The organism is Qipengyuania sp. SS22 (assembly GCF_025736935.1).
Lineage (GTDB): Bacteria > Pseudomonadota > Alphaproteobacteria > Sphingomonadales > Sphingomonadaceae > Qipengyuania.
In genome coordinates, this window is sequence record NZ_CP107048.1 from 1,397,033 (window position 1) to 1,423,692 (window position 26,660).

Annotated in this window: 29 protein-coding genes; 14 read left to right on the plus strand and 15 right to left on the minus strand. The window is 65.9% G+C overall.

The window, feature by feature from the left end; all coding sequences use genetic code 11:
• Nucleotides 1–30 precede the first annotated feature (30 nt).
• The 5 genes from tsaB to N6L26_RS06835 all read left to right on the plus strand — a co-directional run bounded on the left by tsaB (nucleotide 31) and on the right by N6L26_RS06835 (nucleotide 3,038).
• Nucleotides 31–642, plus strand: coding sequence for a tRNA (adenosine(37)-N6)-threonylcarbamoyltransferase complex dimerization subunit type 1 TsaB (gene tsaB, locus N6L26_RS06815; RefSeq protein WP_263604870.1), 612 nt, complete (start codon nucleotides 31–33; stop codon nucleotides 640–642).
• Nucleotides 639–1,091 carry a GNAT family N-acetyltransferase gene (locus N6L26_RS06820; RefSeq protein ID WP_263604871.1) on the plus strand — a complete coding sequence of 151 codons (453 nt, stop codon included), beginning with the start codon at nucleotides 639–641 and terminating at the stop codon, nucleotides 1,089–1,091. Before tsaB ends, N6L26_RS06820 begins: the two co-directional genes overlap by 4 nt.
• Nucleotides 1,092–1,206: 115 nt before the next feature.
• On the plus strand, nucleotides 1,207–1,644 hold the full coding sequence (locus N6L26_RS06825) for a MucR family transcriptional regulator (RefSeq protein WP_263604872.1): 438 nt from the start codon (nucleotides 1,207–1,209) through the stop codon (nucleotides 1,642–1,644).
• Nucleotides 1,645–1,720: 76 nt separating this feature from the next.
• Nucleotides 1,721–2,143, plus strand: coding sequence for a Fur family transcriptional regulator (locus N6L26_RS06830; protein ID WP_263604873.1), 423 nt, complete (start codon nucleotides 1,721–1,723; stop codon nucleotides 2,141–2,143).
• Nucleotides 2,115–3,038 carry a lysophospholipid acyltransferase family protein gene (locus N6L26_RS06835; RefSeq protein WP_263604874.1) on the plus strand — a complete coding sequence of 308 codons (924 nt, stop codon included), beginning with the start codon at nucleotides 2,115–2,117 and terminating at the stop codon, nucleotides 3,036–3,038. Before N6L26_RS06830 ends, N6L26_RS06835 begins: the two co-directional genes overlap by 29 nt.
• Nucleotides 3,039–3,048: 10 nt before the next feature.
• Here the strand turns inward: N6L26_RS06835 and N6L26_RS06840 are convergent, their stop codons facing one another.
• From N6L26_RS06840 to N6L26_RS06870, 7 genes are all read right to left on the minus strand, one after another.
• A complete protein-coding gene (locus tag N6L26_RS06840; RefSeq protein WP_263604875.1) occupies nucleotides 3,049–3,933 on the minus strand; it encodes a LysR substrate-binding domain-containing protein in 885 nt (294 codons plus the stop codon).
• Nucleotides 3,934–4,001: 68 nt separating this feature from the next.
• Nucleotides 4,002–4,919: a hemolysin family protein gene (locus N6L26_RS06845; protein ID WP_263604876.1), complete on the minus strand. Its 918-nt coding sequence runs from the start codon at nucleotides 4,917–4,919 to the stop codon at nucleotides 4,002–4,004.
• Between the two features lie 21 nt (nucleotides 4,920–4,940).
• Nucleotides 4,941–5,429, minus strand: a complete 489-nt coding sequence (gene ybeY / locus N6L26_RS06850; RefSeq protein WP_263604877.1) for an rRNA maturation RNase YbeY — start codon at nucleotides 5,427–5,429, stop codon at nucleotides 4,941–4,943.
• 93 nt (nucleotides 5,430–5,522) lie between these two features.
• Nucleotides 5,523–6,566, minus strand: a complete 1,044-nt coding sequence (locus tag N6L26_RS06855) for a PhoH family protein (protein WP_263604878.1) — start codon at nucleotides 6,564–6,566, stop codon at nucleotides 5,523–5,525.
• 95 nt (nucleotides 6,567–6,661) lie between these two features.
• Nucleotides 6,662–8,005 (minus strand): tRNA (N6-isopentenyl adenosine(37)-C2)-methylthiotransferase MiaB, encoded by a 1,344-nt coding sequence (gene miaB / locus N6L26_RS06860; protein ID WP_263604879.1) that lies wholly within the window; start codon nucleotides 8,003–8,005, stop codon nucleotides 6,662–6,664.
• 35 nt (nucleotides 8,006–8,040) lie between these two features.
• Complete coding sequence (locus N6L26_RS06865; protein WP_263604880.1) at nucleotides 8,041–8,961, minus strand: alpha/beta hydrolase; 921 nt, start codon at nucleotides 8,959–8,961, stop codon at nucleotides 8,041–8,043.
• Nucleotides 8,962–9,558: 597 nt separating this feature from the next.
• Complete coding sequence (locus N6L26_RS06870) at nucleotides 9,559–10,020, minus strand: peptidylprolyl isomerase (RefSeq protein WP_253514934.1); 462 nt, start codon at nucleotides 10,018–10,020, stop codon at nucleotides 9,559–9,561.
• Between the two features lie 100 nt (nucleotides 10,021–10,120).
• Between N6L26_RS06870 and mgtE the strand changes: the two genes are divergently transcribed.
• The 3 genes from mgtE to N6L26_RS06885 all read left to right on the plus strand — a co-directional run bounded on the left by mgtE (nucleotide 10,121) and on the right by N6L26_RS06885 (nucleotide 12,603).
• Nucleotides 10,121–11,566, plus strand: coding sequence for a magnesium transporter (gene mgtE, locus N6L26_RS06875; protein ID WP_263604881.1), 1,446 nt, complete (start codon nucleotides 10,121–10,123; stop codon nucleotides 11,564–11,566).
• A 336-nt stretch (nucleotides 11,567–11,902) separates the two neighbouring features.
• Nucleotides 11,903–12,292: a DUF1489 family protein gene (locus N6L26_RS06880; protein WP_263604882.1), complete on the plus strand. Its 390-nt coding sequence runs from the start codon at nucleotides 11,903–11,905 to the stop codon at nucleotides 12,290–12,292.
• A 68-nt stretch (nucleotides 12,293–12,360) separates the two neighbouring features.
• The gene (locus N6L26_RS06885) at nucleotides 12,361–12,603 is read left to right on the plus strand and encodes a hypothetical protein (RefSeq protein WP_263604883.1); all 243 of its coding nucleotides are present in this window, start codon (nucleotides 12,361–12,363) and stop codon (nucleotides 12,601–12,603) included.
• 57 nt (nucleotides 12,604–12,660) lie between these two features.
• Here the strand turns inward: N6L26_RS06885 and N6L26_RS06890 are convergent, their stop codons facing one another.
• The 3 genes from N6L26_RS06890 to N6L26_RS06900 form a co-directional block, all read right to left on the minus strand.
• On the minus strand, nucleotides 12,661–13,344 hold the full coding sequence (locus tag N6L26_RS06890; RefSeq protein WP_263604884.1) for a DsbA family oxidoreductase: 684 nt from the start codon (nucleotides 13,342–13,344) through the stop codon (nucleotides 12,661–12,663).
• On the minus strand, nucleotides 13,341–14,123 hold the full coding sequence (nudC, locus tag N6L26_RS06895) for an NAD(+) diphosphatase (RefSeq protein WP_263607265.1): 783 nt from the start codon (nucleotides 14,121–14,123) through the stop codon (nucleotides 13,341–13,343). The genes N6L26_RS06890 and nudC overlap by 4 nt, the downstream gene beginning before the upstream one ends.
• 78 nt (nucleotides 14,124–14,201) lie before the next feature.
• Entirely contained in the window at nucleotides 14,202–15,512 is a 1,311-nt protein-coding gene (locus N6L26_RS06900) for a serine hydrolase domain-containing protein (protein WP_263604885.1), read from the minus strand.
• Nucleotides 15,513–15,623: 111 nt separating this feature from the next.
• Between N6L26_RS06900 and N6L26_RS06905 the strand changes: the two genes are divergently transcribed.
• Nucleotides 15,624–15,845 (plus strand): hypothetical protein, encoded by a 222-nt coding sequence (locus N6L26_RS06905; protein ID WP_263604886.1) that lies wholly within the window; start codon nucleotides 15,624–15,626, stop codon nucleotides 15,843–15,845.
• On the opposite strand, the gene N6L26_RS06910 is transcribed toward N6L26_RS06905, so the two are convergent.
• A complete protein-coding gene (locus N6L26_RS06910) occupies nucleotides 15,842–16,876 on the minus strand; it encodes an A/G-specific adenine glycosylase (protein WP_263604887.1) in 1,035 nt (344 codons plus the stop codon). The two genes, N6L26_RS06905 and N6L26_RS06910, sit on opposite strands and share 4 nt — an antisense overlap.
• A 14-nt stretch (nucleotides 16,877–16,890) precedes the next feature.
• Here N6L26_RS06910 and N6L26_RS06915 point away from each other — a divergent pair, with 14 nt between their 5' ends.
• From N6L26_RS06915 to N6L26_RS06935, 5 genes are all read left to right on the plus strand, one after another.
• On the plus strand, nucleotides 16,891–17,463 hold the full coding sequence (locus tag N6L26_RS06915) for a DUF721 domain-containing protein (protein ID WP_412071315.1): 573 nt from the start codon (nucleotides 16,891–16,893) through the stop codon (nucleotides 17,461–17,463).
• The gene (locus tag N6L26_RS06920) at nucleotides 17,460–18,167 is read left to right on the plus strand and encodes a DsbA family protein (protein ID WP_263604888.1); all 708 of its coding nucleotides are present in this window, start codon (nucleotides 17,460–17,462) and stop codon (nucleotides 18,165–18,167) included. The genes N6L26_RS06915 and N6L26_RS06920 overlap by 4 nt, the downstream gene beginning before the upstream one ends.
• A 109-nt stretch (nucleotides 18,168–18,276) precedes the next feature.
• Entirely contained in the window at nucleotides 18,277–19,017 is a 741-nt protein-coding gene (locus tag N6L26_RS06925) for a DsbA family protein (protein ID WP_263604889.1), read from the plus strand.
• 27 nt (nucleotides 19,018–19,044) lie between these two features.
• Entirely contained in the window at nucleotides 19,045–22,467 is a 3,423-nt protein-coding gene (locus N6L26_RS06930) for an AAA family ATPase (protein ID WP_263604890.1), read from the plus strand.
• 190 nt (nucleotides 22,468–22,657) lie between these two features.
• Complete coding sequence (locus N6L26_RS06935; RefSeq protein WP_263604891.1) at nucleotides 22,658–23,809, plus strand: GGDEF domain-containing protein; 1,152 nt, start codon at nucleotides 22,658–22,660, stop codon at nucleotides 23,807–23,809.
• 19 nt (nucleotides 23,810–23,828) lie between these two features.
• Here the strand turns inward: N6L26_RS06935 and N6L26_RS06940 are convergent, their stop codons facing one another.
• The 4 genes from N6L26_RS06940 to plsX all read right to left on the minus strand — a co-directional run bounded on the left by N6L26_RS06940 (nucleotide 23,829) and on the right by plsX (nucleotide 26,634).
• Nucleotides 23,829–24,200: a MerR family transcriptional regulator gene (locus tag N6L26_RS06940; RefSeq protein ID WP_263604892.1), complete on the minus strand. Its 372-nt coding sequence runs from the start codon at nucleotides 24,198–24,200 to the stop codon at nucleotides 23,829–23,831.
• An 8-nt stretch (nucleotides 24,201–24,208) separates the two neighbouring features.
• A complete protein-coding gene (locus N6L26_RS06945) occupies nucleotides 24,209–24,508 on the minus strand; it encodes an integration host factor subunit alpha (RefSeq protein WP_197458094.1) in 300 nt (99 codons plus the stop codon).
• A gap of 126 nt (nucleotides 24,509–24,634) precedes the next feature.
• A complete protein-coding gene (locus tag N6L26_RS06950) occupies nucleotides 24,635–25,600 on the minus strand; it encodes a beta-ketoacyl-ACP synthase III (protein ID WP_263604893.1) in 966 nt (321 codons plus the stop codon).
• A complete protein-coding gene (plsX, locus tag N6L26_RS06955; RefSeq protein ID WP_263604894.1) occupies nucleotides 25,597–26,634 on the minus strand; it encodes a phosphate acyltransferase PlsX in 1,038 nt (345 codons plus the stop codon). The genes N6L26_RS06950 and plsX overlap by 4 nt, the downstream gene beginning before the upstream one ends.
• Between the last annotated feature and the right edge of the window lie 26 nt (nucleotides 26,635–26,660).

Below are 26,660 nucleotides of genomic sequence, written 5' to 3' on the forward strand. Positions count from 1 at the left end.
GCCGCGCTTGTGCTGGGGCAGTGCGCGGTCATGCGCATCCTTGCGATAGAAACTGCCACCGAGGCCTGTTCGGTCGCGCTGTTCGACAACGGCGCGCTGCTCGACGCGCGCCACGAAGTGCTGGGCCGCGGCCATGCCGAACGGCTTGTCCCGATGATTGCCGAATTGCCGGGCAAGGGCCGCGCCGACGAGATCCGCGTTTCGCTCGGGCCGGGCAGCTTTACCGGTGTGCGGATCGGGCTGGCGGTCGCGCGCGCGCTGGGAATCGCCTGGCACGCCGCAGTCCGCGGCTATCCCACACTGGCACTGGTCGCCGCGATGGCGCGGGGGGATAGCGGACAGACGGTGAGCGTGTGCATGACCGGCGGGCATAGCGAATGGTTCGTGCAGGACTTCGGCGGCGACGGCCTGCCGCTGGGCGCGGTCGCCTCCTTCCCTCCCGCCGATGCCGGGGCACGCAGCCTTGGCGACCTGCTTGCCGGGTCGAAGGCCGAAGAGCTTGGCGACCTTGCCGGTCGCACGCCCGATCCGGTCCGCCTGCCCGATGCACGCCATGTACCCGCCCTGCCCGACAGCCTGCTGCGCGACGATCTCGCCCCGCTTTACGGGCGCCCTCCGGATGCGAAGCTGCCGGGCGGATGAGCGAGCTCGACCAGTTGATGGCGGTCATGGAGGCCGCCTTCGATCCGCGCTGGCGCGAAGCATGGACGCGCCAGCAGGTCGAGAACTCGCTGGCCATGCCGCACACCTACGCGATTCTACTCGATGCCGAAGGCGAGCCAATAATCGGCACGAATGTTGCCGCCGGCTTCATTCTCGCCAAGCGGGCGCCGGGCGAAGAGGAGATGCTGTTGATCGGCGTCCGTCCCGAACTGCGCGGACGAGGACTTGGCCGGAAGCTGATCGAGACTTTCGCCCGAGTGGCGTTCGACGGCGGCGCAGAACGTATATTCTTGGAAATGCGCGCGAATAACCCCGCCGAGACACTTTATCGCGACTGCGGGTTCGAACCGATCGGCCGCCGGGTCGATTATTACCGGACCATCGACGGCACCCCGCTCGACGCGATTACCTTCGCGCGGAAGTTGTAAACGCGCGACAAGAATAACCTTGTCCAACAGTCGTTGCATTTTCTTGTCGATTTTATACAATGCCGCCGGAGTGGGTCGCGACACGGATAAAATCCCCAAATTTTGAAGGTAAATGATGGAAGATTTGAACACCGACATGGGCGAGACCCTGATTACGCTAACCTCGGACATTGTGGCGGCCCATGTGAGCAATAACAGCGTTGCGGTCGACGAAGTGCCGACGCTGATCTCGAACATCTACAACGCACTTTCGGGGCTTGGCGGAACCGAACCCGAAGAAGAGAAGCCCGAACCTGCGGTGCCCATTCGTTCGTCGGTGAAGAAAGATTACATCGTCTGCCTCGAAGACGGGAAGAAGATGAAGATGCTGAAGCGGCATCTCAAAACCGCCTACGACATGACCCCTGAGGAATATCGCGCGCGCTGGAACCTGCCCGCCGATTACCCGATGGTCGCCCCCGCCTATGCCGAAAAGCGGCGCGAGCTGGCAGTCAAGATCGGACTGGGCCGCAAACCCGGTCAGAAGCGCGGCCGTAAGAAGAAGGAAGCGTAAAGCCCTTCGGTTCGCCTTGAGCAAGACGCCCCGGCCCGATAAGGGTACGGGGCGTTTTTTCATGCGGGAAGCAAAATTGCACCAAAAGATCGATCTTGAACAATTGTGTGCCGACAAAGGTCTGCGCATTACTGAGCAGCGCCGGGTCATCGCACGTGTGTTGTCGGAAAGCGACGACCACCCCGATGTCGAACTGCTCCATGAACGCGCCAACAAGATCGATTCGGGCATCTCGATTGCCACCGTCTATCGCACGGTACGGCTGTTCGAAGAGGCCGGCATTCTCGACCGCCACGATTTCGGTGACGGGCGCGCGCGTTACGAAGCGGTGCCCGAGGCACATCACGACCATCTGATCGATGTCGAGACCGGCAAGGTGGTCGAATTCGTCGATCCGGAGATCGAGGCGCTGCAGAAGCAGATCGCCGCCAAGCTGGGCTACCGCCTCGTTGACCACCGGCTGGAACTCTATGGCGTCCGCCTCGACCGCGAAGACTAAGGGCCTCGCGCAGGCCGAGCGGCGGCTTGCCCGCCTGTCCGCCCGCCGGCTGGCCGCGATGCGCGGCGAGAAAACCCCGCTAGCCTTGCGCGAATGGCTGCGCTTCGTCTTGCGCACGCTGGGGATACTGGCGGGGCTGCTGGTCAGCGTGCCGCTGCATTACCTGTACCGCGTCTTCGCCTATGGCTCGCCCTTCCCGATGCTGTTCCTGCGTTACACCGCATGGATCATCGGGGCGCGCGTCCATATCCGCGGGACGCCGCTGCGGCGCGACGTGTTCTTCATCGCCAACCATGTCTCATGGGTCGATATCCTCGCGCTGGCGGGCGCGACGGGGACTGCCTTCGTCGCCAAATACGAATTGTCGCAAGTGCCCGTCATCGGCTGGCTGTGCCGGCTCAACCGCACGGTGTTCGTCAAGCGTGAGAACCGGATGGACGTCGCCGAGCAAATCAATGCGCTGAGAGAGGCGCTGGCTGACAATTGGTCGGTCACGGTGTTCCCCGAAGGCACGACCACCGATGGCAAATCGCTGCTGCCCTTCAAGAGCTCGATGCTCTCGGTGCTCGAACCGCCGCCGCCGGGCGTGCTCGTCCAGCCGGTGGTGCTCGACTATGGCGAGGTGTCCGAATTCATCGGCTGGATCGGTGAGGAAGACGGCCTCAACAACGCGATGCGCGTGATGGGGCGCAAGGGCTCGTTCCGCCTGCGGATCACCTATCTCGAACCATTCAGCCCCGAGGAATACCACGGACGCAAGGCGATTGCCGCAAAGGCGCGCGAGGAAATCGAGGAAGAACTGGGAGCGACGCTCGACGAACCGCTGCGCGATTTCCGCCATACGGTCGAAGCGATCCGCTATTTCGCGCCCGACGCAAAGACCGGCGAAGATTAGAGCCTGGGGGTCAGAGCCCGGCCTTGACCAGCCAGTCGTGGAACAGCCGCACCGGGCGTTCTTCCAGCGCGGTGGGCTTGCACACGAACCAGTAGCTATAGGGGCTTTCGACCGCGACGTCGAACAGCGTCGCCAGCCGGTTGTCGGCCGCGCGGCGCATATGGTCGTCATGCATGATCGCGATGCCCAGCCCCTGCGCGGCTGCCTCGAGCATGATCTGGCCGGAATCGAAATGGTCGATTGCGGCCGGTTCGAGATCGGCGAAGCCGATTTCCGCGCGCCAGGCGGTGAAGCTTTCGGGCAGTTCGTTATGGATCAGGAAGGTCTGCCGCGCGAGCAGATCGCGGTCGGGCGTGGACCCGATCTTGTCCGCCAGGTCGCGGTTACAGATCGCATGAACCTTGTTGTAATCGAGCCGGACGGCATGCAGCCCGCGCGACGGCCCGCGCGAGAGGATGATCGCGGCGTCGAGCACATCGCCGACCCGGTCCTCCAGATGCGCGCCGGTATCGATATCGATATGCAGCAGCGGATGCCGTTCGCGCAGCTCGCCAAGCTTGGGGAACAGCCGCTGCGTCCCGAACAGCGGCAGCACGCCGAGCCGCAGACGCAGCAGCGAGAGGTTTTCCGACTGGCTTTCGACCGCGCGGGCGAGCGCTTCGAGCTGCGGGTTCACCGCTTCGAAAAAGGCGTGTCCGTCATCGGTCAGCTGCATCGACTGGCGGGCGCGGGTGAACAGCTTCTTGCCGACGAATTCTTCCAGATTGCCGATCCGCCGCGACAGCGCCGAAGGGCTCAGTCCCAGTTCGTCCGCCGCGCCGCGGGCGGAGCCAAGCCGGACCGTCCGGACAAAAGCCTCGAGGGCGCGCAAGGGGGGTAGTCGCCGGGTAGCCATGATGGTTGCACGCTATGGTCGCAATTCGCCCCTGTCGAGGGCGAATGTGCGATAATCTGCAACTGTCGTCACGTGACTGTTGCAAAATCCTCGGGTGCGTGGAGGCGCAGGCGCTTCACATGGGTTTCGTCGCCATCGGTGACTTCGATCCGCCAGCCGCTGCGATGTTCCAGCACGCGGCCCACCTCGGGCACCTGTTCGGCCAGCACGAACGCCAGCCCGCCCAGCGTATCGACCGATTCCTCGACCTCGGCCAGCGCGGGCGAGACCTTCTCGGCCACGTCCTCGAGCTCGGCGCGGGCATCGCAATCCCACATGCCCTCGCCGATATCGACGATCCACTCCTCGGGCGCCTCGTCGTGCTCGTCCTCAATCTCGCCGACGATTTCTTCGACCAGATCCTCGATGGTAATGAGGCCGTCGGTGCCCGAGAATTCGTCGACCACCACCGCCAGATGCATCCGCTGCGCGCGCATGTCGGCCAGCACATCGAGCGCGTTGCGCGTCTGCGGGACATAGAGCGGCTGGCGCATCAGCACGGTCCAGTCGCTCGGCGGAGTTTCGCGCCGGGCGAGGATGGTGAAGACGTCCTTGATGTGGATCATCCCGATCACATCGTCGAGCTGGTCGCGGTAGACGGGCATGCGCGAATGGCCGTGTTCGGCGAAGGTTTCGACCAGCTGGTCCCAGCTGGCGGTGGCTTCGATCGCGATGATCTGGCCGCGCGGCACCGCGACATCGTCGGCATCGTGCTCGGAAAAATGCAGCAGGTTGCGCAGCATCTGGCGCTCGACCAGCGACAGATCGCCCGTGCCGCTGTGTTCGGGCGTATCCTCGCCGTTTTCGTCCTCGTGCTCGTCGATCGCGTCTTCCAGCTGCGCACGCAGCGAGCGTTCGCCGTAGTCGGGGTCGAAAAATTTCCGGATGGCGAGCAAGAGCCCGCTGCTACTCTCCGCGTCTCCCGCGGGTGATGACGAATCGGGCATGGCCCTAATTATGCACTCCAGTCAGTTGCCGTCCCCATATGGGTCGGCGATACCCAATTTTGCAAGCGCTGCGATCTCGATCGCTTCCATCGCTTCGGCCTGCGTGTCCGAATCGACATGATCGTGCCCGGCGAGGTGGAGCAGGCCGTGGATCACGAGGTGCGTGGCATGGTCCGCCAGCGCGATCCCCTTGTCCGCCGCCTCGCGCGCGCAGGTCTCCGCCGCCAGCGCCAGATCGCCCAGCATTTCGGGCGGCCCGTCGGGTGCGAGGCCCAGCAGGTCGGCGCGGTCGAGCATGGGGAAGGACAGCACATTGGTCGGCTTGTCCTTGCCGCGCCATTCCTTGTTCAGGGCGTGAACCTCCGCGTCGCAAGTAAACAGCACCGAGGCGGTCAGCCGCGGATTGCCCAGCGCCGGCTCGCCTGCCGCGACCGCGCCATGCGCACGCTCCACCAGCGCGTCCCAGTCGGTGCCGCCGGGCCAACTGTCGATGTCGATGTCGAAATCCATTTCCGACCCTCTGTCATTGCGAGCGCAGCGAAGCAATCCAGCGCGCAGTTCTATGGATTGCCGCGTCGCCTGCGGCTCCTCGCAATGACTGACTTATGCGCTCAGCCCCTCGTAAGCCTCGACGATGCGGCCGACGATCGGGTGGCGCACCACGTCGGCGGCGGTGAAGCGGATGGTGCCGAAGCCGTCGACGCCCTCCAGCTTGCCGACCGCATCGGCCAGCCCGCTCATGCCGTCGCCGCCGGGGATGTCGACTTGCCGCGGATCGCCGCAGATCACCATGCGGCTGTTCTGGCCGAAACGGGTGAGGAACATCTTCATCTGCTCGCGCGTGGTGTTCTGCGCCTCGTCGAGGATGACGAAGGCGTCGGCAAGCGTGCGGCCGCGCATAAAGGCGATCGGCGCGATCTCGATCTCGCCCGAGGCCAGCCGCCGTTCGACCTGTTCGGGGGGCATGCAATCGTAGAGCGCGTCATACAGGGGACGCAGGTAGGGATCGACCTTCTCTTTCAGATCGCCGGGCAGGAAACCGAGCTTTTCGCCCGCCTCCACCGCGGGGCGGCTGAGGATCAGCCGCTGCACGCTGCCGGTGATCAGCTGCGCGACTGCCTGCGCCACCGCGAGATAGGTCTTACCGGTCCCCGCCGGGCCAAGCGCGAAGATGATGTCGTCGCGCACCAGGCTGCGCATATAGGTGGTCTGCATCGCGCTGCGCGGGACGATGGTCTTGCGCCGCGTGCGGATCATGATCGGCGGGCCAGCCTTGTCGTTGCCCGGTTCGGCGCCGACGATCCCGTCGAGCGTGGGTTCGTCCGACATGGTGATCAGCGCCTCGATCGCCCCGGCGTCGAGATCCTGACCCACCGCCAGCTTGTCGTACATCGCCTTGAGCACGTCGCGCGCCCGCGCCACGCTGTCTTCGGGGCCTTCGATATGCAGCTGGTTGCCGCGCGCCGAGATGAACACGCCGAGGCGGTTTTCCACCTGCACCAGATTGGCGTCGAACTGGCCGAACAGTGCGCCCAGCAGGCTCTGGTTGTCGAAGCCGAGATCGACCTGTGCGCGGCGCACTTCGCGCTGCGGAGAGGGCGGCGGGGAGAAGGTCTGAGCGTCCTTCTGGACAGGTTTGCGGGCCATAGGCTCCTTTCAAATGCGACTCGGAGTTTAGGCTTCAACGCACCGCGCGCAAGTTGGTCCACGCTGCGCGACGGTGGATAGTCATCCGCCTGTAATCAGGCGGCGACAGTCTCGCGTAGCATCCCCGCGAGCGAGTTGGGCCCCGCCTCGACCAGTTCGACCTGCACGAGGTCGCCGATCTGCACGTCGCCTTCGAACCACGCGCTCTGCAGCCACGGCGTCTTGCCGAGCCACTGGCCGGGCAGCTTGCCCTTGCGTTCGACCAGCACTTCGCAGGTGCGACCGACGGTGTCTTGGTTGAAGGCCAGCTGGTCGCGGTTGAGCGCGGCCTGGAGGCGCTGGAGGCGCTCGTCCATGACCTCTTTCGCCACTTGCCCGTCCATCGTCGCGGCAGGGGTGCCGGGGCGCGGCGAGTATTTGAAGCTGAAGGCCTGCGCATAGGCAACCTCGCCGACCAGCTCGAGCGTTTCCTCGAACTCGGCGTCGGTCTCGCCGGGGAAGCCGACGATGAAGTCGCCCGACAGCGCGAGATCGGGGCGCGCGGCGCGAAAGCGGTCGAGCAGCTTGAGATAGCTTTCGACGGTATGGCTGCGGTTCATCGCCTTGAGCACGCGGTCGCTGCCCGCCTGCACCGGCAGGTGGAGGAACGGCATGAGCTTGGGCGTGTCGCCATGCGCGGCGATCAGGTCGTCGTCCATGTCGGCGGGGTGGCTGGTGGTGTAACGGATACGCGCAAGGCCATCGATCGCCGCGATATCGCGGATCAGCCCGGCGAGGCCGACTGCGTGGCCCCTGTCGTTCTCGCCGCTCCACGCGGACACGTTCTGGCCAAGCAAAGTGATTTCCTTTGCGCCCGCTTCGACCAGCTTGCGCGCTTCGGTCACCAGATCGCTGTAAGGACGCGAGATTTCCGCGCCGCGGGTATAGGGCACCACGCAATAGGTGCAGAACTTGTCGCAGCCTTCCTGCACGGTGAGGAAGGCGGTCGGGCCGATCCGGCGGCGGTCGGGCAGCGCGGCGAATTTGGCGATCGCGGGCATGTCGGTATCGGTCGCGCGTTCGCCCTGCACTGCGCGGTCCAGCATTTCGGGCAGCCGGTGGTAGGCCTGCGGGCCGACGACCATGCTGACCGCGGGCGAGCGCTTCATGATCTCTTCGCCCTCGGCCTGCGCAACACAGCCCGCGACCGCGATCATCGGCGGTTTGGTCTGCGTCTTGCCCTTGGTCAGCCGTCCGATGTCCGAATAGATCTTCTCCGCCGCCTTCTCGCGGATGTGGCAGGTATTGAGCACCACCAGATCGGCATCCTCGCCCTCGGCGGCGGGCGCAATGCCCTGCGCATCGAGCATCTCGGCCATTCGCTCGCCGTCATAGACGTTCATCTGGCAGCCGAAGCTCTTGACCCGGTAGGTCTTGGGAGGGGTGGTGGTCGGTTTCATGAAGTCCGCGCCTTTAGCCCGAAGCGCGCGCGTGTTCAATCGGACTCGCTATCAGCCTCGTCGCCGCGTCGCGACTGGTGCACGCAGGGTTCGCTTTCGCGGTAGTCGGGGCCCGGGTGCACCTTATCCGCGGGTCCGCATTCGACCAGCGGCTTTCGCACCGGCATGGTGCTGTCGGCGTTGGCGTCGATGACGGCGGCAGCGTCCTTGCTCCCATAGGCGGCTATCCAGGTGATGCAGTCGGCCAGTGGGCGGATCTTGTGTTTGGCGAAGGTGCTCTCCCGTGGACCGCAGTTGAGCGTGAAGGCTTCCGCCGCGGGTGCCTCGTCGAAGCGCGCAAAGCGCCGCAGGATTTCGCCGCGCTCGTTGAAGACCGTGCGCCGGATATCGTTGGTCATCCCGTCGCTGCGATAGAAGGGCGAGGTGTTGAACATATACGCGCGCACTTCCGGATAGCGGACCGAGATTTCGGTCGCCAGCGCCCCACCCAGCGAATGGCCGGTCACGATCCACGGCACGCCATCGCCGAATTCGGGACGCGCGCGCTCGGCCTCGAAGGCAGCTAGCGCCAGTTCGATATGGTCGCTGCGCAGCGTGCCGTAGAAGATGTCGGTCAGGCCGTTGAAATCGGTCCCGCGGAACGAGAGGATACGCGCTGCCAGCTCGCGCTCGCCGCTCCCGCTTTGCCGGTATTGCGCGAAGAGCTCGTAGCCAAAGCCCTTGTCGGCGGTCTCGGCATCGATTTTGAGCCGCTCGAGCCGGGCCAGCGCCGCGCCCAGCTCGGCGAAGACATCGTGATCGCCGGTATAGGCATTGGTCGCAGCCACCGCGAAGGGCCACGCCTCGACCGCCGCCTCGCGCACGAAGCCGCACCACCCGCCAGGCTCCATCCGGCACGGCGAGCGTGATTGCGAGATATCGGGATAGGTGACGCAGGCGGTCAGAGCGAGCGGCAAAATTGCAGAAGCTAGGCGGCGTAACCTCACGTCAGATCTTAGCGCCTGGCATCTCGGCCATGCGCTCGCCGTCATAGACGTTCATCTGGCGACCGAAGACTTTGGCCCCGTAGGTCTTGGGGAATATGGTCGATCTCATGGGAGGGGCGCTTTAGCCAGATTGGACGAAATTTTCAACGACCGCGATCATCGACGCATTGGCTTAGAACTGATCTTTCTTGCGGGTTCAGCGGATCACCCGAACGAACGCGAACGATCCAATTTCCGGAGCTGCCCTCGTAGAAATGAAGTGTCTTTCCTGACCCAAGTGAGTAGTCGAGGCTGTTGCTGGGTTCGGGCCAAAGCCGCCTACGTCCAACACCATCAACGCCTTGGATTGGCACCATGCCGCCCGGAAAGACCGCGCTGGCATCGATGCAGGACTTTAGCCCCGTCATGCTACCGCGGAAGTCGCTTTGCCAGACTATCGGAAGACGAATTTCCTCACATCCGGCGAGGAGAACGGACGATCCGACGGCAAAGACAACTCCCAAACCCATCGATAGGCACTTCGGCCGTTTCAATGGGCTCGGGAGGCGTGGCAACCAAGCCGGCAGGTTACCCAACAGTCGCCTTGACGATCTTGCCCGGGTTTGCGGGCGGTTCGCCCTTGGGCAGCGCGTCGACGTGCTCCATGCCGCTCTCTACCTGGCCCCAGACGGTGTACTGGCCGTCGAGGAATTCGGCGTCATCGAAGCAGATGAAGAACTGGCTGTTGGCGCTGTCGGGGACCTGCGTGCGGGCCATCGAGCAAGTGCCGCGCGTGTGCGGTTCGCTGTTGAATTCGGCCTTGAGGTCGGGCTTGTCGCTGCCGCTCATGCCGGTGCCGGTCGGATCGCCGCCCTGCGCCATGAAGCCGGGGATCACGCGGTGGAAGACCACCCCGTCGTAGAAGCCTTCGCCCGCCAGCGTGGTGATCCGTTCGACATGGCCGGGCGCGAGATCGGGACGCAGCTTGATGACCACGTCCTTGTTGTCGCCATCGCCGGTGTCGAGAGTGAAGGTCAGCTTGTCCGCCATCGGGGTATCTCCTGTGATTGGTTGGCCGCCTACATAGGGATTGTGCACGGCGTGTCACCCTCTGCTTGCAATCCCACCGCGTCTGCCTAGACCGCAGGCCATGGCCGATGCGACGCCGCCCGAAGACGATGTGATGCTGGCCGATCCGCCCGTCGAGGAGGCGCGCCCCGACGACCGTATCGACGACGAACGGATGGACGAGGAGAACACGCTCAAGGCGGAGTTCGTCCGCTCGGTCGCCGATGCGCTTGATGAAGGCGACGGCAAGGCGGTTTACGAGCTGGTCGAGCCGCTCCACCCCGCCGACATTGCCGATCTGCTCGAACTGTTCGAGCGCGAGGAACGCTACCAGCTCGCCGCGACGATCACCGACCTGATGACCTCGGACGTGGTCGCCGAGCTCAACGATTACGTCCGCGAGGACATGATGGAAGCGCTGCCGCCCGAGGCGGTGGCGCAGATCGTCGACCAGCTCGAAACCGACGATGCGGTCCAGCTGATCGAGGATCTCGACGAAGCCGACCAGCGCGCGATCCTTGCCGAGATCGAGCTGGAAGACCGGATCGCGATCCAGTCCGCGCTCGCCTACCCCGAGGAAACCGCCGGCCGGTTGATGAGCCGCGATTTCGTCGCGGTGCCCGAACATCTGACCGTCGGCGATCTGATCGATTTCCTGCGCGAAGGCCGCGACCTGCCGGACGAGTTCTTCGAGGTTTTCGTGGTCGACGAGAAGCACCACCCGGTCGGCACCTGCGCGCTGAGCTGGGTGATGCGCGCGCCGCGCAGCATTGCGCTCGCCGATGTGATGAAGCGCGACCAGACGCTGATCCCGGTAATGCTCGACCAGGAAGAGGTCGGGTTGATGTTCCAGAAGTACAACCTCATCAGCGCCGCCGTGGTCGACGAGAACGAGCGGCTGGTCGGCCAGATGACGGTGGACGACGTGGTCCACATCATTTCCGAAGAAGCGGGCGAAGACGCGCTGCTGATGAGCGGTGCGGGCGAAGGCGACATCAACGAGCCGATCCGCGAAGCCTACTCCGCGCGCGTGCGCTGGCTGGTCGCCAATCTGGGCACCGCGCTGGTCGCCAGCCTGATCATCGCGCTGTTCGGCGCGGCGATCGAGCAATTGGTCGCGCTGGCGGTGCTGATGCCGATCGTCGCCAGCATCGGCGGCAATGCGGGCACGCAGACGATGGCGGTGACCGTCCGCGCGATCGCCACCAACCAGCTGACACGCAGCAACACGCGCCGCATCCTGATCCGCGAAATGCGCGTGGCCGTGCTCAACGGAGTGACCATCGCGGTGCTGGTTGGATTGGCGACGGGCGTCATCTTCACTCCGCTGCTGGGCGGCGTGATCGCGCTGGCGATGGTGATCAACGTGGTTACCGCGGGGCTGGCTGGCGTGCTGGTACCGGTCGCCTTCGAACGGCTCGACCAGGATCCGGCAGTCGCGAGCAGCGTATTCGTGACGATGATCACCGATTCTATGGGTTTCTTCGCCTTCCTCGGCCTCGCCGTGGCCTGCGGGGTCACGGGATAGCGAGCCTACACATGGACCGGGTGTTACACGGTCCAGGGCGAAAAAAGCTGCGGGTGGTTGCTGCGCTGCGAGACCGCGGAAATACGGGAGCTGGAGGGGTAGAGATGCGCGCACGACCCGCTCCTGCCAGTGGCGGGTCGGTGTAGGAAAGCAGTGAGTTTGCCTCCCCCCATCGCGTCACCCCGGACTTGATCCGGGGTCGGGGCTGCTTGGCTTCGCGCGCACCCGGTGAAACGAAGCACCGGCCCCGGATCAAGTCCGGGGCGACGTTTCAGGAAACATCGTCCGCTATCCCGCATGGTTGAGATATGGGGACGAAGCGCTACATCACCCCCAATGCCGCTCAATCTGACCAAGATCGCCTTCGGTGCGCAAACCTATGCCGATATCGAGAACTGGTATGCCGCGCGGCGCAGTCCCAATTTGACCACGCGCTATCGCCCGACCAAGTGGGAGCAGTGCATCGGCGGATCGCTGTTCTGGATCCACCAGCATGCGATCGTCGCGCGCAGCGAGATCCTTGGCTTCAGCGAAACCCCCGACGGGCGCTGGTCGATCGATCTCAAGCCCGAACTGGTCCGCGTCCACCCGCGCCCCAAACGCGCGCACCAGGGCTGGCGCTATCTCAAGGGCGAGGTTCCGCGCGATCTGGCGCCGGGCGAAGACATTGGCGATGCGCTGCCCGGCAAGCTGGCGGGCAAGCTCGAACGGCTCGGATTGATCTGACCGCACGGCGGCGCAAAATGGAACATCCGGGCGGGCCAGCCCGTTGGTAGGGTAAAGGAGAAACACTTATGCCCGAACGCCAATCGCTTCACCCCGACAACGAAATGATCGCCGAGATGACCGAAAACGCGACCCCGTCGCAGCAAGGTTCCTCCGGCGGCGAAGTGAACCGCCAGGTCGGCAAGCGCGGCGAGTTGAACAGCGCGACCGATCCCGACAATCGCGAGCCCGAAACGGGTTCGGACAATCCCGCGCAGGATGCGCAGAAGGGCGACAAGACGCTTGCCGCCATGCAGGATTCGCGCGGCTGACCCCACGCCCGCAATCGATAACGCAGCGCCCCGCCCTCACCGGCGGGGCGTTTGCGTTCAGGCCGCGGTTTTCTCCGCCACGCGGCGCAATGCGTCGGCATAGGCTTCGGGCGGCTGCGCGCCCGGGATCATGAACTTGTTTTCCACGATCATCGCGGGGACGCCGGTGATGTTGAAATCCCACGCCGCCTGTTCCTCGGAGCGGACCTTGTGCGCGAACTCCTCGCTTGCCAGCGCGGCTTCGGCTGCCGCGCGGTCGAGGCCGACGCTGTCCGCCACGTCGAGCAGTACCGCATGGTCGCCGATCTGGCGCCTCCGGTTGAAATGCGCTTCGAACAAAGCAAGCTTCAATTCGGTCTGCTTCTCGGGGCCGTGCGCCTCGCCCGCCCAGGTCAGCAGCTTGTGCGCATCGAAGGTGTTCCACATCCACCGCGGCGGTTCGGGATCGTCGCCCTGGTAATCGAGCGATACGCCAGCATTTTGCGCGGCTTCGCGCATACGCCCCTGCACCGCCTTCGACTGGTCGGGGGTCGAGCCATATTTGCGCGCGATATGCGCGGTGCTTTCCTCGCCCTCGGGCGGCATGTCGGGATTGAGTTCGAAGGCATGCCAGCGGATATCCGCCTCGATCTCGCCCTCGAGCTGGGCGAGGCCCTTTTGCAGGCTGCCCCAGCCGACGAGGCACCAGGGGCACATGACATCGGACCAGATATCGATCCGCAAGGTTCTGGGTTCGCTCATCTTTCCATCCACCACTGTATCAGGTGATGCGCTATAGCATGCGGCGGCGGGGCGACGAAGGGGCCGTTCCCTTCCAGCGCCGCGCCGACCTGCTCGCGCGTGAAAAACTCGACTTCGGCCATCTCGGTCTCGTCGATCGTCAGCTCGTCGCTGTCGGCATGGCTGTGGCAGCCGATCATCAGCTGGCTGGGGAATGGCCATGGCTGGCTGGCGACATAGGTCACGTCGCGCACCCGCACCCCGGCTTCTTCCAGCACTTCGCGCGCGACGCCTTCCTCGATACTTTCGCCCGGCTCGACAAAGCCCGCGAGCGCGGAGAAACGCCCTTCGGGCCAGCCGAGGCCGCGCCCCAGCATCAGCCGGCCTTCATGCTCGACCAGCATGATCGTGACCGGGTCGGTGCGCGGGAAATGGCTGGCTTCGCAGGCGGTGCAATTGCGCTGCCAGCCGCCCTTGGCGAGCTTGGTATCGCCGCCGCACTGCGCGCAGAAACGGTGCCGCGCATGCCAGTCGGCCAGGCTGCGCGCGCCGCCATAGAGCGCCAGATCGTCGGGTTGCAGCGTCGACATCAGCGACCACAATTGCGGGTTGGCCATGCGCGGAGTGGCATCGCCGCGCGGCGGGACTGCGGCGAAACAGGCCTTGCCGTCATCCAGCCCGAGGAAGCACAATTCGGCATCTTCGGGCACGTCAGCCAATGTGCCCCAGACCAGCCGGTTGGCATCGTCGAGCGAGGGCATCAGCCCGTCGAGCGCGAGCACACGGGCCTTCCAGTTCATATAGCCGGCGAGCCGTTCGGGATCGGCGCGGACGTGATCGGCGCGGTCGAGGCGCGAGCCGGTGAAGGAAAGCACGTGTTAGCCCTTCGCCCCCTGCATCGCAGCCAGATCGCTCACCACCGCCTTGGGGAAGCCCTCGTGGATCGGATAGGCTTCGGACGGCATGTACTGGGTCATCAGATTGGCGCGCAGTCCCGCCTTGTAATTGACGAAAGCGACCGTGCCCGCGGCCCCGCCCCAGCCATACGAGCCATCGCTCACGCGGCCACCGGCACCAAAGCCCTGGCCTTCGATCCAGGTGCCTTCGGTGGTGGCGGTGTCGGGCAGCAGGTTCGACGTGCCCACGCGCACCGCCAGTTCGCCCATCACGCGCTTACCTTCGATCACGCCGTAGCCGAGCAGCATCTGGAGGAAGCGGTCGTAATCGCGCGGGCTCGACACCAGCCCCGCGCCGCCGAAGGGGAACGGTGGCTTGTCGAGATAGATCGACGCCTTGGCCGGATCCATCGGGATCGGGGTACCATTCATGATGCCGTAATTGGTAGTGAAGCGCCCGACTTCGCTTTCGGGGACGGTGAACCAGGTGCTGGTCATGCCCGTGGGTTCGAAGATCCGCTTACGCAGGAATTCGTCGAACGCCATGCCCGAGGCGACTTCGATCACGCGGCCCATCAGGTCGAGGCCGACCGAATAGCTCCACTTGCTGCCCGGCTGCAGCACCAGCGGCAGCGTGGCGAGCCGGTCGGCGAAGACATCGAGCCCCTCGACCGGGGTTGCGCGGCCGATACCGGGGATCGGGATGCGGCTGACCTGTCCGGGGATCAGCCCCTGGTCGGCATAGGCCTTGGTGATCGGCCCCTTCTGGACGATGCCATAGCCAAGCCCCGCGGTATGCGTGAGCAATTGGCGCACGGTGATCGGGCGTTCCGCCGGGACGACATCGGTGACCGACCCGTCATAGGTCTTCTGCACCTGCATGTTGGCATAGGCGGGGAGCAGTTCGGCAATCGGCTGGTCGAGCCGCAGCCGGCCATCATCGATCAGCATCATCGCGGCCATGCCGGTGATCGGCTTGGTCATCGAATAGATTCGGTAGAGACTGTCGGCATCGGCCTTGGCCGGGCCGCCCAGCGCGAGCGTGCCGCGGGCGATATATTGCGGATCGCGCGTGCCCCAGCCGAGCGTCGCGACCATGTTCGCCACCTTGCGCTCCGACACGTATTTGTCGACCATCGCGGTGACGGCCTGCCAGTTCGCCGCGCCGCCCTGCGCCAGCGCCATGCGGCCCATCGGATTGCCCGCCAGCGCCGCGCCGGCAGTAAGCCACGCACCCCCGCGCAGCAGCGCACGGCGGGAGACCTGGGGGGTGTCGAACTCGCGAAAGGCCATGCGTATCTCTCCGTATCAATATTTGCGCGCGTTTGTGCGGGACGCACACGGGAGCGTCAATTGCGAATCGAAACGCTTGTCAAAGCACGGTGTCCTATCTATGTAGGACACATGCTCAACATCCTCTCCATCCTGTTCGGGATCGTCTCGCTCGTGATCGTCATTCCGGCGACCATTCCGCTGCTCGGCTGGGCCAACTGGTTCGCGCTGCCGCTGATCGTGGTGGGCCTATTGGTGGGTCAGATGTCGTCGAGCAATGGTGGGCGCAATTTCTGCCTCGTCGTGCTGCTGATCGCGGCGATCCGTCTGTCGCTGGGCGGCGGGATTATCTAACCCACCAGCGCCAGCCGCGCGGCCTTGGCGAACAATGTCGGCAGCCCCGCTTCGTCGAGGCGGTCGAGCGGCCACCATTCGCCGCTGCCCCCGACCGCCGGCGCATCGCGCTGGATGTGTACCGACAGTTCGAGCGAGAAATGCGTGAAGGTGTGCCGCACCATTCCCGCGCTTTCCCACACGCCCTGGAGCGGCGCTTCGCCCGATCCGTCGCCGCGCGCGCTCCAGCCGTCATCGGGTAGCGCACGCATCCCGCCGAGCATGCCCGTGCCCGCGCGTTTGACCAGCCACACCGCCCCCTCGCGCTCGATCCAATAAGCGTGCCCCTGTCGCAGCGGCTTGGGTTTCTTCGCTGCCTTGACCGGCAGCCGTGCCGGATCGCCCGCCGCGCGGCCCCGGCAGGCCTGGCTGAGCGGACACAGCAGGCATTTGGGATCGCGCGAGGTGCAGATCGTCGCCCCGAGATCCATCATCGCCTGCGCGAAATCGCCCGCGCGGTCATCGGGGGTGATGGCATCGGCGGCGGTGCGGATCGGCTTGCGCGCACCGGGCAGCGGCGCCTCGATCGCGAATAGCCGCGCGACCACGCGCTCGACATTGGCATCGACCACCACCGCGCGCTGGCCGAAAGCGATCGCGGCAACCGCCGCGGCGGTATAGGCGCCCAGCCCGGGCAATTCGCGCAGGTCGGCTTCGGTCTGCGGAAACCCGCCACGCTGCGCCACCGCGCGTGCGCATTTCACCAGATTGCGCGCGCGCGAATAATAGCCCAGCCCCGCCCACGCCGCCATGACGTCTTCCTCGGGCGCGGCGGCAAGTGTCTCGACCGTCGGCCAGCGCGTGGTGAAGGCGTCGAAATAGGGTTTCACCGCCGCCACCGTGGTCTGCTGCAGCATCACTTCGGACAGCCACACGCGATAGGGCCAGCTGCCATCGGCGGGGCGCGGCGCACCGGGCCGCGCGCGCCACGGCAGGTCGCGCGCATGCGCATCGTACCAGTCGAGCAGGGTTTCGGAGACAGTAGCGGCCACGGCGCGCTTATGGCATGAGCTTTCGCACCATGGGAAGCGACACCACCAGATCCGGCACGCCGGGCCCGAACAAGGGCGCCAGCCGCCGCCAATATTCCCGCCCGCGCGGGGGCGGGGCCAAGCCGATCAGCGATTTGATGCCGCAAATCGGGCGCAGTGCCTTCCGCCGCTTCGGCTTCGTCCAGAGCTCGGTGGTCAGCCGCTGGCCCGAGATCGTCGGCCCGACCCACGCGCGCGTCTGCACGCCCGAGATGATCCGCTTCCCCCCCGGCGAGAAAGCCGAGGGGATCATGCATCTGGTGGTCAAACCCGCGCATGCGCCGCTGGTGCAGCAGGTGCTGCCCGAGATCATCGAGCGGGTGAACCGCTTCTTCGGCTATCGCGCGGTGGCGCGGATCAAGCTGCGGCAAGGCGAGGTTAAGCCGCCGCCCGACAGGGAAAAACCCAAGGCGCCGCCGTCGCTCAAGCCCATTCCGATGGAATTGGGCGACAGCTTGCGTGATATCGGCGACCCCGAACTGCGGACCGTGCTCGAATCGCTGGCGCGCAGCATGGGGTCGCAAGAGAATGGGAATGAGGACACGTGACGAAGAAAAAGCTGACATTGGCCGCGCTGGCGCTGGCCGGGGCCGGAACGCTGGCGATTACCGCGAGCGCGCAGGAACGGCTGATCCTGCCGGGCGGCAATTGGGCGGGCATGCTCGACCGGACCGATGGCGGGCACCGCTTCGGCAATCCCGCCGCCGAGACCAAGCTGGTCGAATTCATGAGCTACACCTGCTCGCATTGCGCGCATTTCGCGCGGCAGGGCGATGGCGCGCTCAAGCTGGCTTATGTCCCCACCGGCAAGATCAGCTATGAAATCCGCCATCTGATCCGCGACCCGGTCGATCTGACCGCAGCGCTGCTCACGCATTGCGGCGATCCGAAGAAATTCGGCCGCAATCACGAAGCGATCACCTATCGCTATGACGAATGGATCGAAAAGGCGCGCACCGCGACGCAGGCCCAGAAATCGCGCTGGCAGTTCGGCTCGCTTTCGGCGCGCTTGCAGGCGATCGCCAGCGATCTCGATTTCTACGACATCATGGAAACGCGCGGCTATTCGCGCACCGAGATGAACCGCTGCCTGTCGGACGAGGCCAAGGCCAATGCGATGGCCGACCGGTCCGCCGCCGATGCCGAACACTATGGCATCACCAGCACGCCCAGCTTCGTGCTCGACGGCAAGCTGCTCGAGGGCACACATGACTGGCCCGCGCTCGAAAAGCAGCTCAAGGACGCCATCTGACCGCAAGCGAACCGGTTTTCGGGGGAAAGCCCTGTGGATACGCCTGCCCCCGCCTTTTCACGGCTGCACCCCCGGGCCTAGCCTCTCCAGTCCAGACACGAGGATATTCATGACCAAGACCCTGCGTTTCGCCCTTGCCGCCCCGCTCGCCCTGGCGCTCGCCGCCTGTGGGTCGTCGGCCGAGGAAACCGGCGACATCGAAAGCGAAGCGATCGCCGCCATTCCCGCGCCCGAGGGCAGCGAATGGCGCACCACCGCGGTCATGACCGAAGACGGCGGCACGCTGGTCGGCAACCCCGACGCGCCGCTCAAGCTGATCGAATACGGCTCGCTCACCTGCGGCACCTGCGCGCGCTTCTCGATGGAGGGCGCCGAACCGCTGATGGAATATGTCGATAGCGGCGTGGTCAGCTTCGAACTGCGCCAGTTCGCGATCCACGGGCCGATCGACCTGATGCTGGGCCGGTTGACGCAATGCGGCCCCGCCACCGCGGTCATCCCGCTGTCGGACCAGGTGTGGGGCAATTTCGAAAGCATCATGGAACCGGTCCAGACCAACCGGGGCGCCTTCGAATCCGCGATGCAGCGCCCTATGGAAGAACGCTTCGTGGTCGCCGCCGAACAGCTCGGCTATCTCGATTTCTTCGCCGCGCGCGGGATCAGCGAAGACCAGGGCCGCCAGTGCCTGGCCGATGTCGCCAAGCTCGAGGAACAGGCCGATTACACGCAGCGCTACAGCCAGGAATACAACATCACGGGCACGCCGACCTTCAAGCTGAATGGCCGCGACGTCGATGCCAACACCTGGGCGGCGCTCGAACCCATCCTCCAGCGCGCCGGCGCCAGGTAAGTCCGGCGCCGGGGGGACAGGACGACGATGCGCATCTCGAAGCTCCGGTTAAGCGGCTTCAAGAGCTTCGTCGAACCTGCCACCTTGCATATCGAACCGGGGCTGACGGGTGTCGTTGGCCCCAATGGCTGCGGCAAGTCCAACCTGCTCGAGGCGATCCGCTGGGTGATGGGCGAAAATTCGCCCAAATCCATGCGTTCGGGCGGGATGGAAGACGTCATCTTCGCGGGCACGCAAAGCCGCCCGCAGCGCGATTTCGCCGAAGTCGTGTTGCAGGGCGCGGACGATGACGGCGACGAGATGGAAGTGGTCCGCCGGATCGAGCGCGGCGCGGGCAGCGCCTATCGGCTCAATGGCAGCGACGTGCGCGCCAAGGATGTCGCGCTGATCTTTGCCGATGCGGCGACCGGCGCGCACAGCCCGGCGCTGGTCAGCCAAGGCAAGATCGCACAGGTCATCGCCGCCAAGCCGACCGAGCGCCGCCAGATGCTCGAGGAAGCGGCGGGGATCGCGGGGCTCCACGTCCGCCGCCGCGATGCGGAAAGCAAGCTGCGCCAGACCGAGACCAATCTCGAACGGCTCGAAGACATCATGGCGGGGCTCGACAGCCAGATCGCGTCATTGCGGCGGCAGGCCAAGCAGGCCGAACGCTACAAGAAACTGTCGGACGAGATAAAAAGCGCCGAGGCGCGGCTGGTGTTTGCGCGCTGGCGCGAGGCCGCTGCGGCGGCGGAGGAAGCCAAGGCGGCCGCCACGCAGGCCGATGCGCGCGTGGCCGAAGCGCAGCAGGAAGCCGATGCGGCGCAGAAAGCGCAGCGCAGTGCCGCCGAGACGCTGGCCGAAGCGCGCGACGAACAGGCCGATCGCCGCGACGATGCCAGCGCGCATGGCCACCGCATGGCCGCGCTGAGCAGCCAGCTCGAAGCGGCGGAGCAGCGGCTTGCCGATCTCGACCGGCAACAGGCGCGGCTCGAAGCCGACCGCGGCGAAGCCGACCGGCTGACCAAGGACGCCGCCGAAGCGCTGTCGCGGCTCGAACGCGAGTTGGCGGCGAGCGAACAGGCGCTGGCGGGCGATGAAGAACAACGCCCCGCGCTAGAACGCGCGCATGAGCAGGCCGAGCGCGACAGCCGCGCCGCCGAACTCGCGCTGGCGCGGGCCACCGCCGACAACGCCGGGGTCGAGGCCGAATGGCGTGTCGCCGAAGCGGAGATCGCGCAGATCAGGACCCGTCTCGACCGCGCCGCTGCCGAAGGACGCCGAATGGCCGAGCGCCGCGCGGCGCTGGCGGGCGAGGATCCCGATGCCGATGTCGATGCCGCCAAGGCCGCAGCCGAAGACGCCGCCCAAACGCTGGCCGACCGGCGCCGCACGCTCGATGAGATGCAGGCGCGCAAGGCCGACCTGCAGGCCAGCCGCGACAGCGCCGCATCCGCCCTCTCCGAAGCGCGCGCCGAGCTGTCCGGCGTGCAACGCGAATGGGAAGCGCTCACCCGCGACCGCGAAGCGCGCGAACGCGCCGCGGCCAAGCGCAGCGGGCGGCAACAGGCGATCGATGGCGTGCGCGCGGCCAAGGGCTATGAACGCGCGGTCGCAGCGGCGCTGGGGCGCGACGGCAAGGCATTGCTCGGCCTGCCCGAAGGCGATGCCGAGGGGCGCTACTGGACCGGGGCCGCCGCGCCCTCGCCCGTCGCCGACAGCCTGTCCGCGCATGTCGAGACCTGCTCCGAGGAATTGCGCGCGCCGCTGGCGCTGATGCATGTGGCGGAGGCCGACGACGGGCGCACGCTCGCCCCCGGCCATTCGCTGGTCACCATGGATGGGCGGTTGCGGCGCTGGGACGGTCTCGTCGTGCATGGCGAAGGATCTGCCGAAGCCGCGCGGCTGGAAGCGGAAAACCGCTTTGCCGAGCTGGAAGAGCGCCTGCCCGCGCTGCGCGACGCGGCGAGTGCAGCGCAGGCGGCAATGGATACCGCGGGCGAGGAACTGGCGCGCTTGCAGCGCGATCTGGTCGGTGCCGAGCGCGAGCTGGCCGGAACCGCCGAGGCCGAGCGGCAGGCATTGCGCGCGCTCGACCAGGCCGAATCCGCACGCGAACGGCTCGCCGCGCGGCTCGAAGAACTGGACCGCAGCGAGGCCGAGCATGACGAGCTGGTCGCTGCGGCACAGTCCGATCTGACCGCAGCCGAGGCCAAGCGCGATGCGCTGCCCGATCCGGCGGCGGGGCGCGCCACGCTCGAAGCCGCCCGCACGCAGAACGAAGCCGCGCGCACCGCGATGCAGGCGCGCGCCGCCGCGCTGGCAGCGCACGACCAGGCGCTGGCGGTGGCGCGCGAACGCGCCTCGGCGCAGCGCAGCGACATGGCCAATTGGCAGGCACGCAGCGGCGATGCGGCGCGGCGGCTGTCCGAAATGGAAACCCGCGCCGAGGAGATCACGCAGGAGCGCGCGGTCACTGCGGCCAAGCCCGAGGGGCTGATGCGCGAGATCGAACAGGGCGACCAGGTACGTGAGCGGCTGACCCGCGAGCTTGCCGCCGCCGAGAAGGCAGTCGCCGAAGCCAATACGCTGGCGCAGGAGGCCGACCGCGGCTTCACCGCGACCAACGAAGCGCTGGCCGCAGCGCGCGAGAACCGCGCCGGCCTGTCCGCGCGTGCGGAAAGCCAGGACGGCCGCCGGATCGAGATGGCGCGCATTTCGGGCGAGCGGTTCCAGTGCCCGCCCCCGCTGCTGCCACAGCGCTTCGAATTCGACGAGGACGCGATCAAGTCGGCCGAGACCGAGAGCGGCGAAATGGACCGGCTCACCGCCAGCCGCGAGCGGATCGGCCCCGTCAACCTCGTGGCATCGGAGGAACTCGCGCGGATCGAGAGCGAGCATGGCGCGAATGTTGAGGAACAGGAGGAATTGCGCGAAGCGGTCAGCCGCTTGCGCGGTTCGATCGGCAATCTCAACCGCGAAGGCCGCGAACGGCTGCGGGCGGCCTTCGAACAGGTCAACGACCATTTCCAGCGGCTGTTCATGCGGCTTTTCGAGGGCGGCGAGGCGCATCTGGCGCTAATCGACAGCGACGATCCACTGGAGGCCGGTCTGGAGATCTTCGCGCAGCCGCCCGGCAAGAAGCTGCAATCGCTCACGCTGCTGTCGGGCGGCGAACAGGCGCTAACCGCGACCGCGCTGATCTTCGCACTGTTCCTGACCAATCCCGCGCCGATCTGCGTGCTCGACGAGGTCGACGCGCCACTCGACGATGCGAATATCGACCGCTTCTGCGACCTGCTCGATGCGATGACGCGCGAAACGCAGACCCGCTATTTGATCGTGACGCATAACGCCGTGACGATGAGCCGCATGCACCGCCTGTTCGGCGTGACGATGATCGAAAAGGGTGTCAGCCGCCTGGTCAGCGTCGATCTTGGCGGGGCCGAGGAATTGCTCGCGGCGGAGTGATCCGCGGCGGCCCATCGGGGCCGGCAGGAACCTGCCGTCCGGCACCTGACTAGGGGAAAACCCTTAGCGTGCGCTAACCCCCTCCCAAAGCGGCGTCGCTAAACATTCATCAACCATGAAAAATTTTAGGGAGGATGATCGCGCACCCGTCCAGGGGCGAACCGAGCAGGAGCTACCTGGGCCTGCCCAGATGCCCGGTCACGACCAAGTACAGCGCGCCGTCCTCAAGAGCCTGGTCGATACCGAACAGCGTTCGGTCATCGCCAATCTGTCGTGCTGGGTCGTCACCGCGATTGCCGCGATCTTCCTGCCGACCGCGATCTATTTCCTTTTCCCGCTGATCTTCCGGCTGGTTGCCATGGTCGGCACCCGTACCACCTTTGCGCGGCTGCGTTCCGCTCTCGACGAAGACCGCTCGTTTGCGCGCGAATACCGCCTGCTTGCTGTGGCGCTGGTGGTGGGCGGCGCGGCCTGGGGTTCCACCCTGCTGCCGATCCTCGCCTATCCGACGCTGCATCCCGCGCGCCTGCTGGTCGCGGGCGGCACGCTGGTCGGCATGAGCATTATCGTGACGATGCTGTCGCCCGCGCCGCGGCTCGCCACCTTCTTCGCGCTTGGGTTTCTCGGCGCATTCGGCGCGGGCCTGGTGATCACCGATACCCCCGACGGGCTGATACTGATGCTCGGCATGACGATCCTCTTCCTGATCTTCATCGCCTATTCGCATGCCTCGACTTTCAGCCAGACGCGCTCGGCGCAATTGCTGGTCGAGAACCGCCGGCTGAGCGACGATCTGCGCGCCTCGCTCGAACGCGCGCTGCACATGGCCGATCACGACAGTCTGACCGGCATGTTCAACCGTCGCGCGTTCTTCGCCCACACCAAGCAGGCACTATGGGCCAAGCGGCTGGTGATCATGATCGACATCGATCATTTCAAGACCATCAACGACCGCTATGGCCACGCCGTGGGCGACGTGGTGCTCAAGCGTATCGGGCGCGTGATCCGCACCGTTCTGGAAGAGGAAGTCGGCACGGAACATTACGCCGCGCGGCTGGGCGGCGAGGAATTCGCGGTCATGGTGCCCTGCGGCCCGACCTTCGAAAACCGCGCGCTTACCGATACGCTGCACCGGCGGATCGCGGGGATTGCGGAACAGATGGAAATCGAGGGGCTGGTGACTACCGCCTCGCTAGGCGTCGCGGTGATGGACCGGCAGCAGACGCTCGATGAAGCGCTGCACAATGCCGATACCGCGCTCTACCGCGCCAAGGCGCAGGGCCGAAACCGGACCGAATATGCTTTGATGTCAGCGAAAATGGCGGCGATCCAGAGCGCGTGACGCGCCTACGCCGAACCCGTCAGTCGAGCGCTGCCACCAGTTGGGCGCGCAATGCTTTCAGCCTGGCCAGCAGATCGCGGTCCACAGCAGTCGCCGGAGCGGTCGTCACCTGCTGCTGTGCTGCAGCCTGCGGATCGGGCGCGCCGCGCAGTGCGGCCTTGGCGCCCTTGAGCGTATAGCCTTCCTGATTGACCAGCCGGTCGATCCGCTCGACCAGATCGACATCCTCGGGACGGTAGTAACGGCGCCCGCCGCTGCGGGTGAGCGGTTTGAGCATGGGGAATTGCTGCTCCCAATAGCGCAGCACATGCGCCTTGATCCCGGTCGCCTTGGCGACTTCGCCGATGGTGCGCAGCGCGCCCGCTTCCTTGCCGTCGTCGAATGTCGCCATGTCTGTCCTCAGCCGTTCGCGATGCGCTCTTTGAGCAGTTGGCTGGCGCGGAAGGTCATCACGCGGCGCGGCGTGATCGGCACTTCGACCCCGGTCTTGGGATTGCGGCCGATGCGTTCCTTCTTGTCGCGCAGCACGAAGCTGCCGAAGCCCGAAATCTTCACATTTTCGCCATCCGCCAGCGCGTCGCACATCTTGCCGAGGATCGCTTCGACCATATCGAGCGATTCGGCGCGCGAGAGCCCCATCTTGCGGTTGATCGTCTCGGCCAGGTCGGCCCGGGTGAGCGTGCCCACGGAGCGCATCATATCCATACTATCCTTCCCCTCAGATGCGACCCTGATCGAGATGCGACCCCCTTCGAAGATTCGCCAAGCAATATAGGAGTTTGCTGCCAGTCTGGCAAATCGGCTGCGGCGCGTTTTCGCGCCGCGCTACATCCGTGCGAGCGAGGCGCCCCAGGTAAACCCGCCGCCCATTGCCTCGAACATGACCAGATCGCCCGGCTTGATCCGCCCGTCGCGCATCGCGGTATCGAGCGCGAGCGGGACCGAAGCGGCCGAGGTATTGGCATGGCGGTCGACAGTGACGACCACCTTCTCGGCCGGCAGGTCGAGCTTGCGCGCGGTGGCATCGAGAATGCGGGCATTGGCCTGATGCGGCACGACCCAGTCGATATCGGCGGCGCCGACGCCGGTTTCGTCGAGCACTTCGGTGAGCACATTGGCGAGATTGACCACCGCATGGCGGAACACCTCGCGGCCCTTCATCCGCAGCTTGCCCACGGTACCCGTGGTCGACGGGCCGCCATCGACATAGAGCATGTCCTTGTGCTGCCCATCGGCATGGAGCCGGCTGGCAAGGATACCGGGTCCGTCATCGGCGACATCCTGCGCTTCGAGCACAACCGCACCCGCACCATCGCCGAACAACACGCAGGTGGTGCGATCGTCCCAGTCGAGGATGCGGCTGAAGGTTTCGGCGCCGATCACCAGCGCCTTGCGCGCCATGCCGGTCCGCAGCAGCGAATCGGCGGTGGCGAGCGCATAGAGAAAGCCCGAGCAGACCGCCTGCACATCGAAGGCGACGCCGCCGCCGCATTCGAGCGCGGCCTGCACCTGCGTGGCAGTGGCGGGAAAGGTATGGTCGGGCGTCGCGGTGGCAAGGATGATCAGGCCGATCTCGCCGGCCTCGACACCTGCTGCCTCGAGCGCCTTGCGCGCGGCGTCGATCGCCAGCGTGCTGGTCGTCTCGTCAGGATCGGCGATATAGCGCTGGCGGATGCCGGTGCGTTCGACGATCCACTCGTCGCTGGTATCGACCTTGTCGGCCAGGTCCGCATTGGTGACGCAGGTCCGCGGCAGCGCCGAGCCCGTACCGGTGATGACCGAACGGATCATTTGCCCGCCACGCTCGACGGTTCGATCGCGCCGAGATCCTGCTTGATGCGATTGGTGATATCGTCCTCCAGCAGCCGCGCGGCGACTTCGACCGCATTGGCGACGCCCTTGGCATTGGCGCTGCCGTGGCTTTTGACCACCACGCCGTTGAGGCCGAGGAAAACCGCGCCATTGTGATTGTTCGGGTCGAGATGGTGCCGGATGAGTTCGGTTGCCGGTCGCGAGACGAGGAAGCCGACTTTCGAACGGACGCTGGAGGTGAATGCCTGGCGCAGCAGGTCGGTGACGAAGCGCGCCGCGCCCTCGATCGCCTTCAGTGCGATATTGCCCGAAAAACCGTCGCACACCACCACGTCGCATTCGCCGCGGTTGATCTTGTCGGCTTCGACATAGCCTTCGAATTCCATCGCCAGCCCGGTGGCGGCGCGCAGCGCTTCGGCGGCGGCCTGGATATCCTCGGTGCCCTTGGTTTCCTCGGTGCCGATATTGAGCAGGCGGGTGCGCGGGCGTTCACGCCCGGTGACGATGCGCGAATAGGCGGCGCCCATGATCGCGAACTGGACGAGGTTGCGGGCATCGCATTCGCGATTCGCTCCGAGATCGAGCATGACCACGTCATCGTCGGTCAGCGTGGGGAGGAGCGCGGCCAGCGCCGGACGGTCGAGTCCGGGCATGGTGCGCAGCGCAAGCTTGCTCATCGCCATCAACGCGCCGGTATTGCCTGCGGAAACCGCGGCGCCGGCATCGCCCTGCTTCACCGCATTGACCGCAAGGCCCATGCTGGTGGTCTTGGCCCGGCGCAACGCGCGGCTCGGCAGCTCGTCGCCGCCGACCACGTCGGTGCAATGCAGGATTTCGGACGCCCCGGCCATGCCGGGATGCGTGTCGAGTGCGGCCTTGATGCGCGTTTCGTCGCCAACCAGCAGGAACTGGAACTTGTCGTGACGCCGACGCGCAAGCGCGGCGCCTTCGACCATCACGCGCACGCCTTCGTCTCCGCCCATCGCATCGACGGCGATACGCGGCAGGCTCATGGCGCTTCTCCGGCTTGGCTGACGGT

Excerpts from the sequence above, each read along its gene's own strand:
- tsaB (WP_263604870.1), top strand. The coding sequence starts at position 31 with ATGCGCATCCTTGCGATAGAAACTGCCACCGAGGCCTGTTCGGTCGCG.
- N6L26_RS06820 (WP_263604871.1), top strand. The coding sequence starts at position 639 with ATGAGCGAGCTCGACCAGTTGATGGCGGTCATGGAGGCCGCCTTCGAT.
- N6L26_RS06825 (WP_263604872.1), top strand. The coding sequence starts at position 1,207 with ATGGAAGATTTGAACACCGACATGGGCGAGACCCTGATTACGCTAACC.
- N6L26_RS06835 (WP_263604874.1), top strand. The coding sequence starts at position 2,115 with ATGGCGTCCGCCTCGACCGCGAAGACTAAGGGCCTCGCGCAGGCCGAG.
- N6L26_RS06840 (WP_263604875.1), bottom strand. The coding sequence starts at position 3,933 with ATGGCTACCCGGCGACTACCCCCCTTGCGCGCCCTCGAGGCTTTTGTC.
- N6L26_RS06845 (WP_263604876.1), bottom strand. The coding sequence starts at position 4,919 with ATGCCCGATTCGTCATCACCCGCGGGAGACGCGGAGAGTAGCAGCGGG.
- ybeY (WP_263604877.1), bottom strand. The coding sequence starts at position 5,429 with ATGGATTTCGACATCGACATCGACAGTTGGCCCGGCGGCACCGACTGG.
- N6L26_RS06855 (WP_263604878.1), bottom strand. The coding sequence starts at position 6,566 with ATGGCCCGCAAACCTGTCCAGAAGGACGCTCAGACCTTCTCCCCGCCG.
- miaB (WP_263604879.1), bottom strand. The coding sequence starts at position 8,005 with ATGAAACCGACCACCACCCCTCCCAAGACCTACCGGGTCAAGAGCTTC.
- N6L26_RS06870 (WP_253514934.1), bottom strand. The coding sequence starts at position 10,020 with ATGGCGGACAAGCTGACCTTCACTCTCGACACCGGCGATGGCGACAAC.
- mgtE (WP_263604881.1), top strand. The coding sequence starts at position 10,121 with ATGGCCGATGCGACGCCGCCCGAAGACGATGTGATGCTGGCCGATCCG.
- N6L26_RS06880 (WP_263604882.1), top strand. The coding sequence starts at position 11,903 with ATGCCGCTCAATCTGACCAAGATCGCCTTCGGTGCGCAAACCTATGCC.
- N6L26_RS06885 (WP_263604883.1), top strand. The coding sequence starts at position 12,361 with ATGCCCGAACGCCAATCGCTTCACCCCGACAACGAAATGATCGCCGAG.
- N6L26_RS06890 (WP_263604884.1), bottom strand. The coding sequence starts at position 13,344 with ATGAGCGAACCCAGAACCTTGCGGATCGATATCTGGTCCGATGTCATG.
- nudC (WP_263607265.1), bottom strand. The coding sequence starts at position 14,123 with ATGAACTGGAAGGCCCGTGTGCTCGCGCTCGACGGGCTGATGCCCTCG.
- N6L26_RS06900 (WP_263604885.1), bottom strand. The coding sequence starts at position 15,512 with ATGGCCTTTCGCGAGTTCGACACCCCCCAGGTCTCCCGCCGTGCGCTG.
- N6L26_RS06905 (WP_263604886.1), top strand. The coding sequence starts at position 15,624 with ATGCTCAACATCCTCTCCATCCTGTTCGGGATCGTCTCGCTCGTGATC.
- N6L26_RS06915 (WP_412071315.1), top strand. The coding sequence starts at position 16,891 with ATGAGCTTTCGCACCATGGGAAGCGACACCACCAGATCCGGCACGCCG.
- N6L26_RS06925 (WP_263604889.1), top strand. The coding sequence starts at position 18,277 with ATGACCAAGACCCTGCGTTTCGCCCTTGCCGCCCCGCTCGCCCTGGCG.
- N6L26_RS06930 (WP_263604890.1), top strand. The coding sequence starts at position 19,045 with ATGCGCATCTCGAAGCTCCGGTTAAGCGGCTTCAAGAGCTTCGTCGAA.
- N6L26_RS06935 (WP_263604891.1), top strand. The coding sequence starts at position 22,658 with ATGCCCGGTCACGACCAAGTACAGCGCGCCGTCCTCAAGAGCCTGGTC.
- N6L26_RS06940 (WP_263604892.1), bottom strand. The coding sequence starts at position 24,200 with ATGGCGACATTCGACGACGGCAAGGAAGCGGGCGCGCTGCGCACCATC.
- N6L26_RS06945 (WP_197458094.1), bottom strand. The coding sequence starts at position 24,508 with ATGATGCGCTCCGTGGGCACGCTCACCCGGGCCGACCTGGCCGAGACG.
- N6L26_RS06950 (WP_263604893.1), bottom strand. The coding sequence starts at position 25,600 with ATGATCCGTTCGGTCATCACCGGTACGGGCTCGGCGCTGCCGCGGACC.
- plsX (WP_263604894.1), bottom strand. The coding sequence starts at position 26,634 with ATGAGCCTGCCGCGTATCGCCGTCGATGCGATGGGCGGAGACGAAGGC.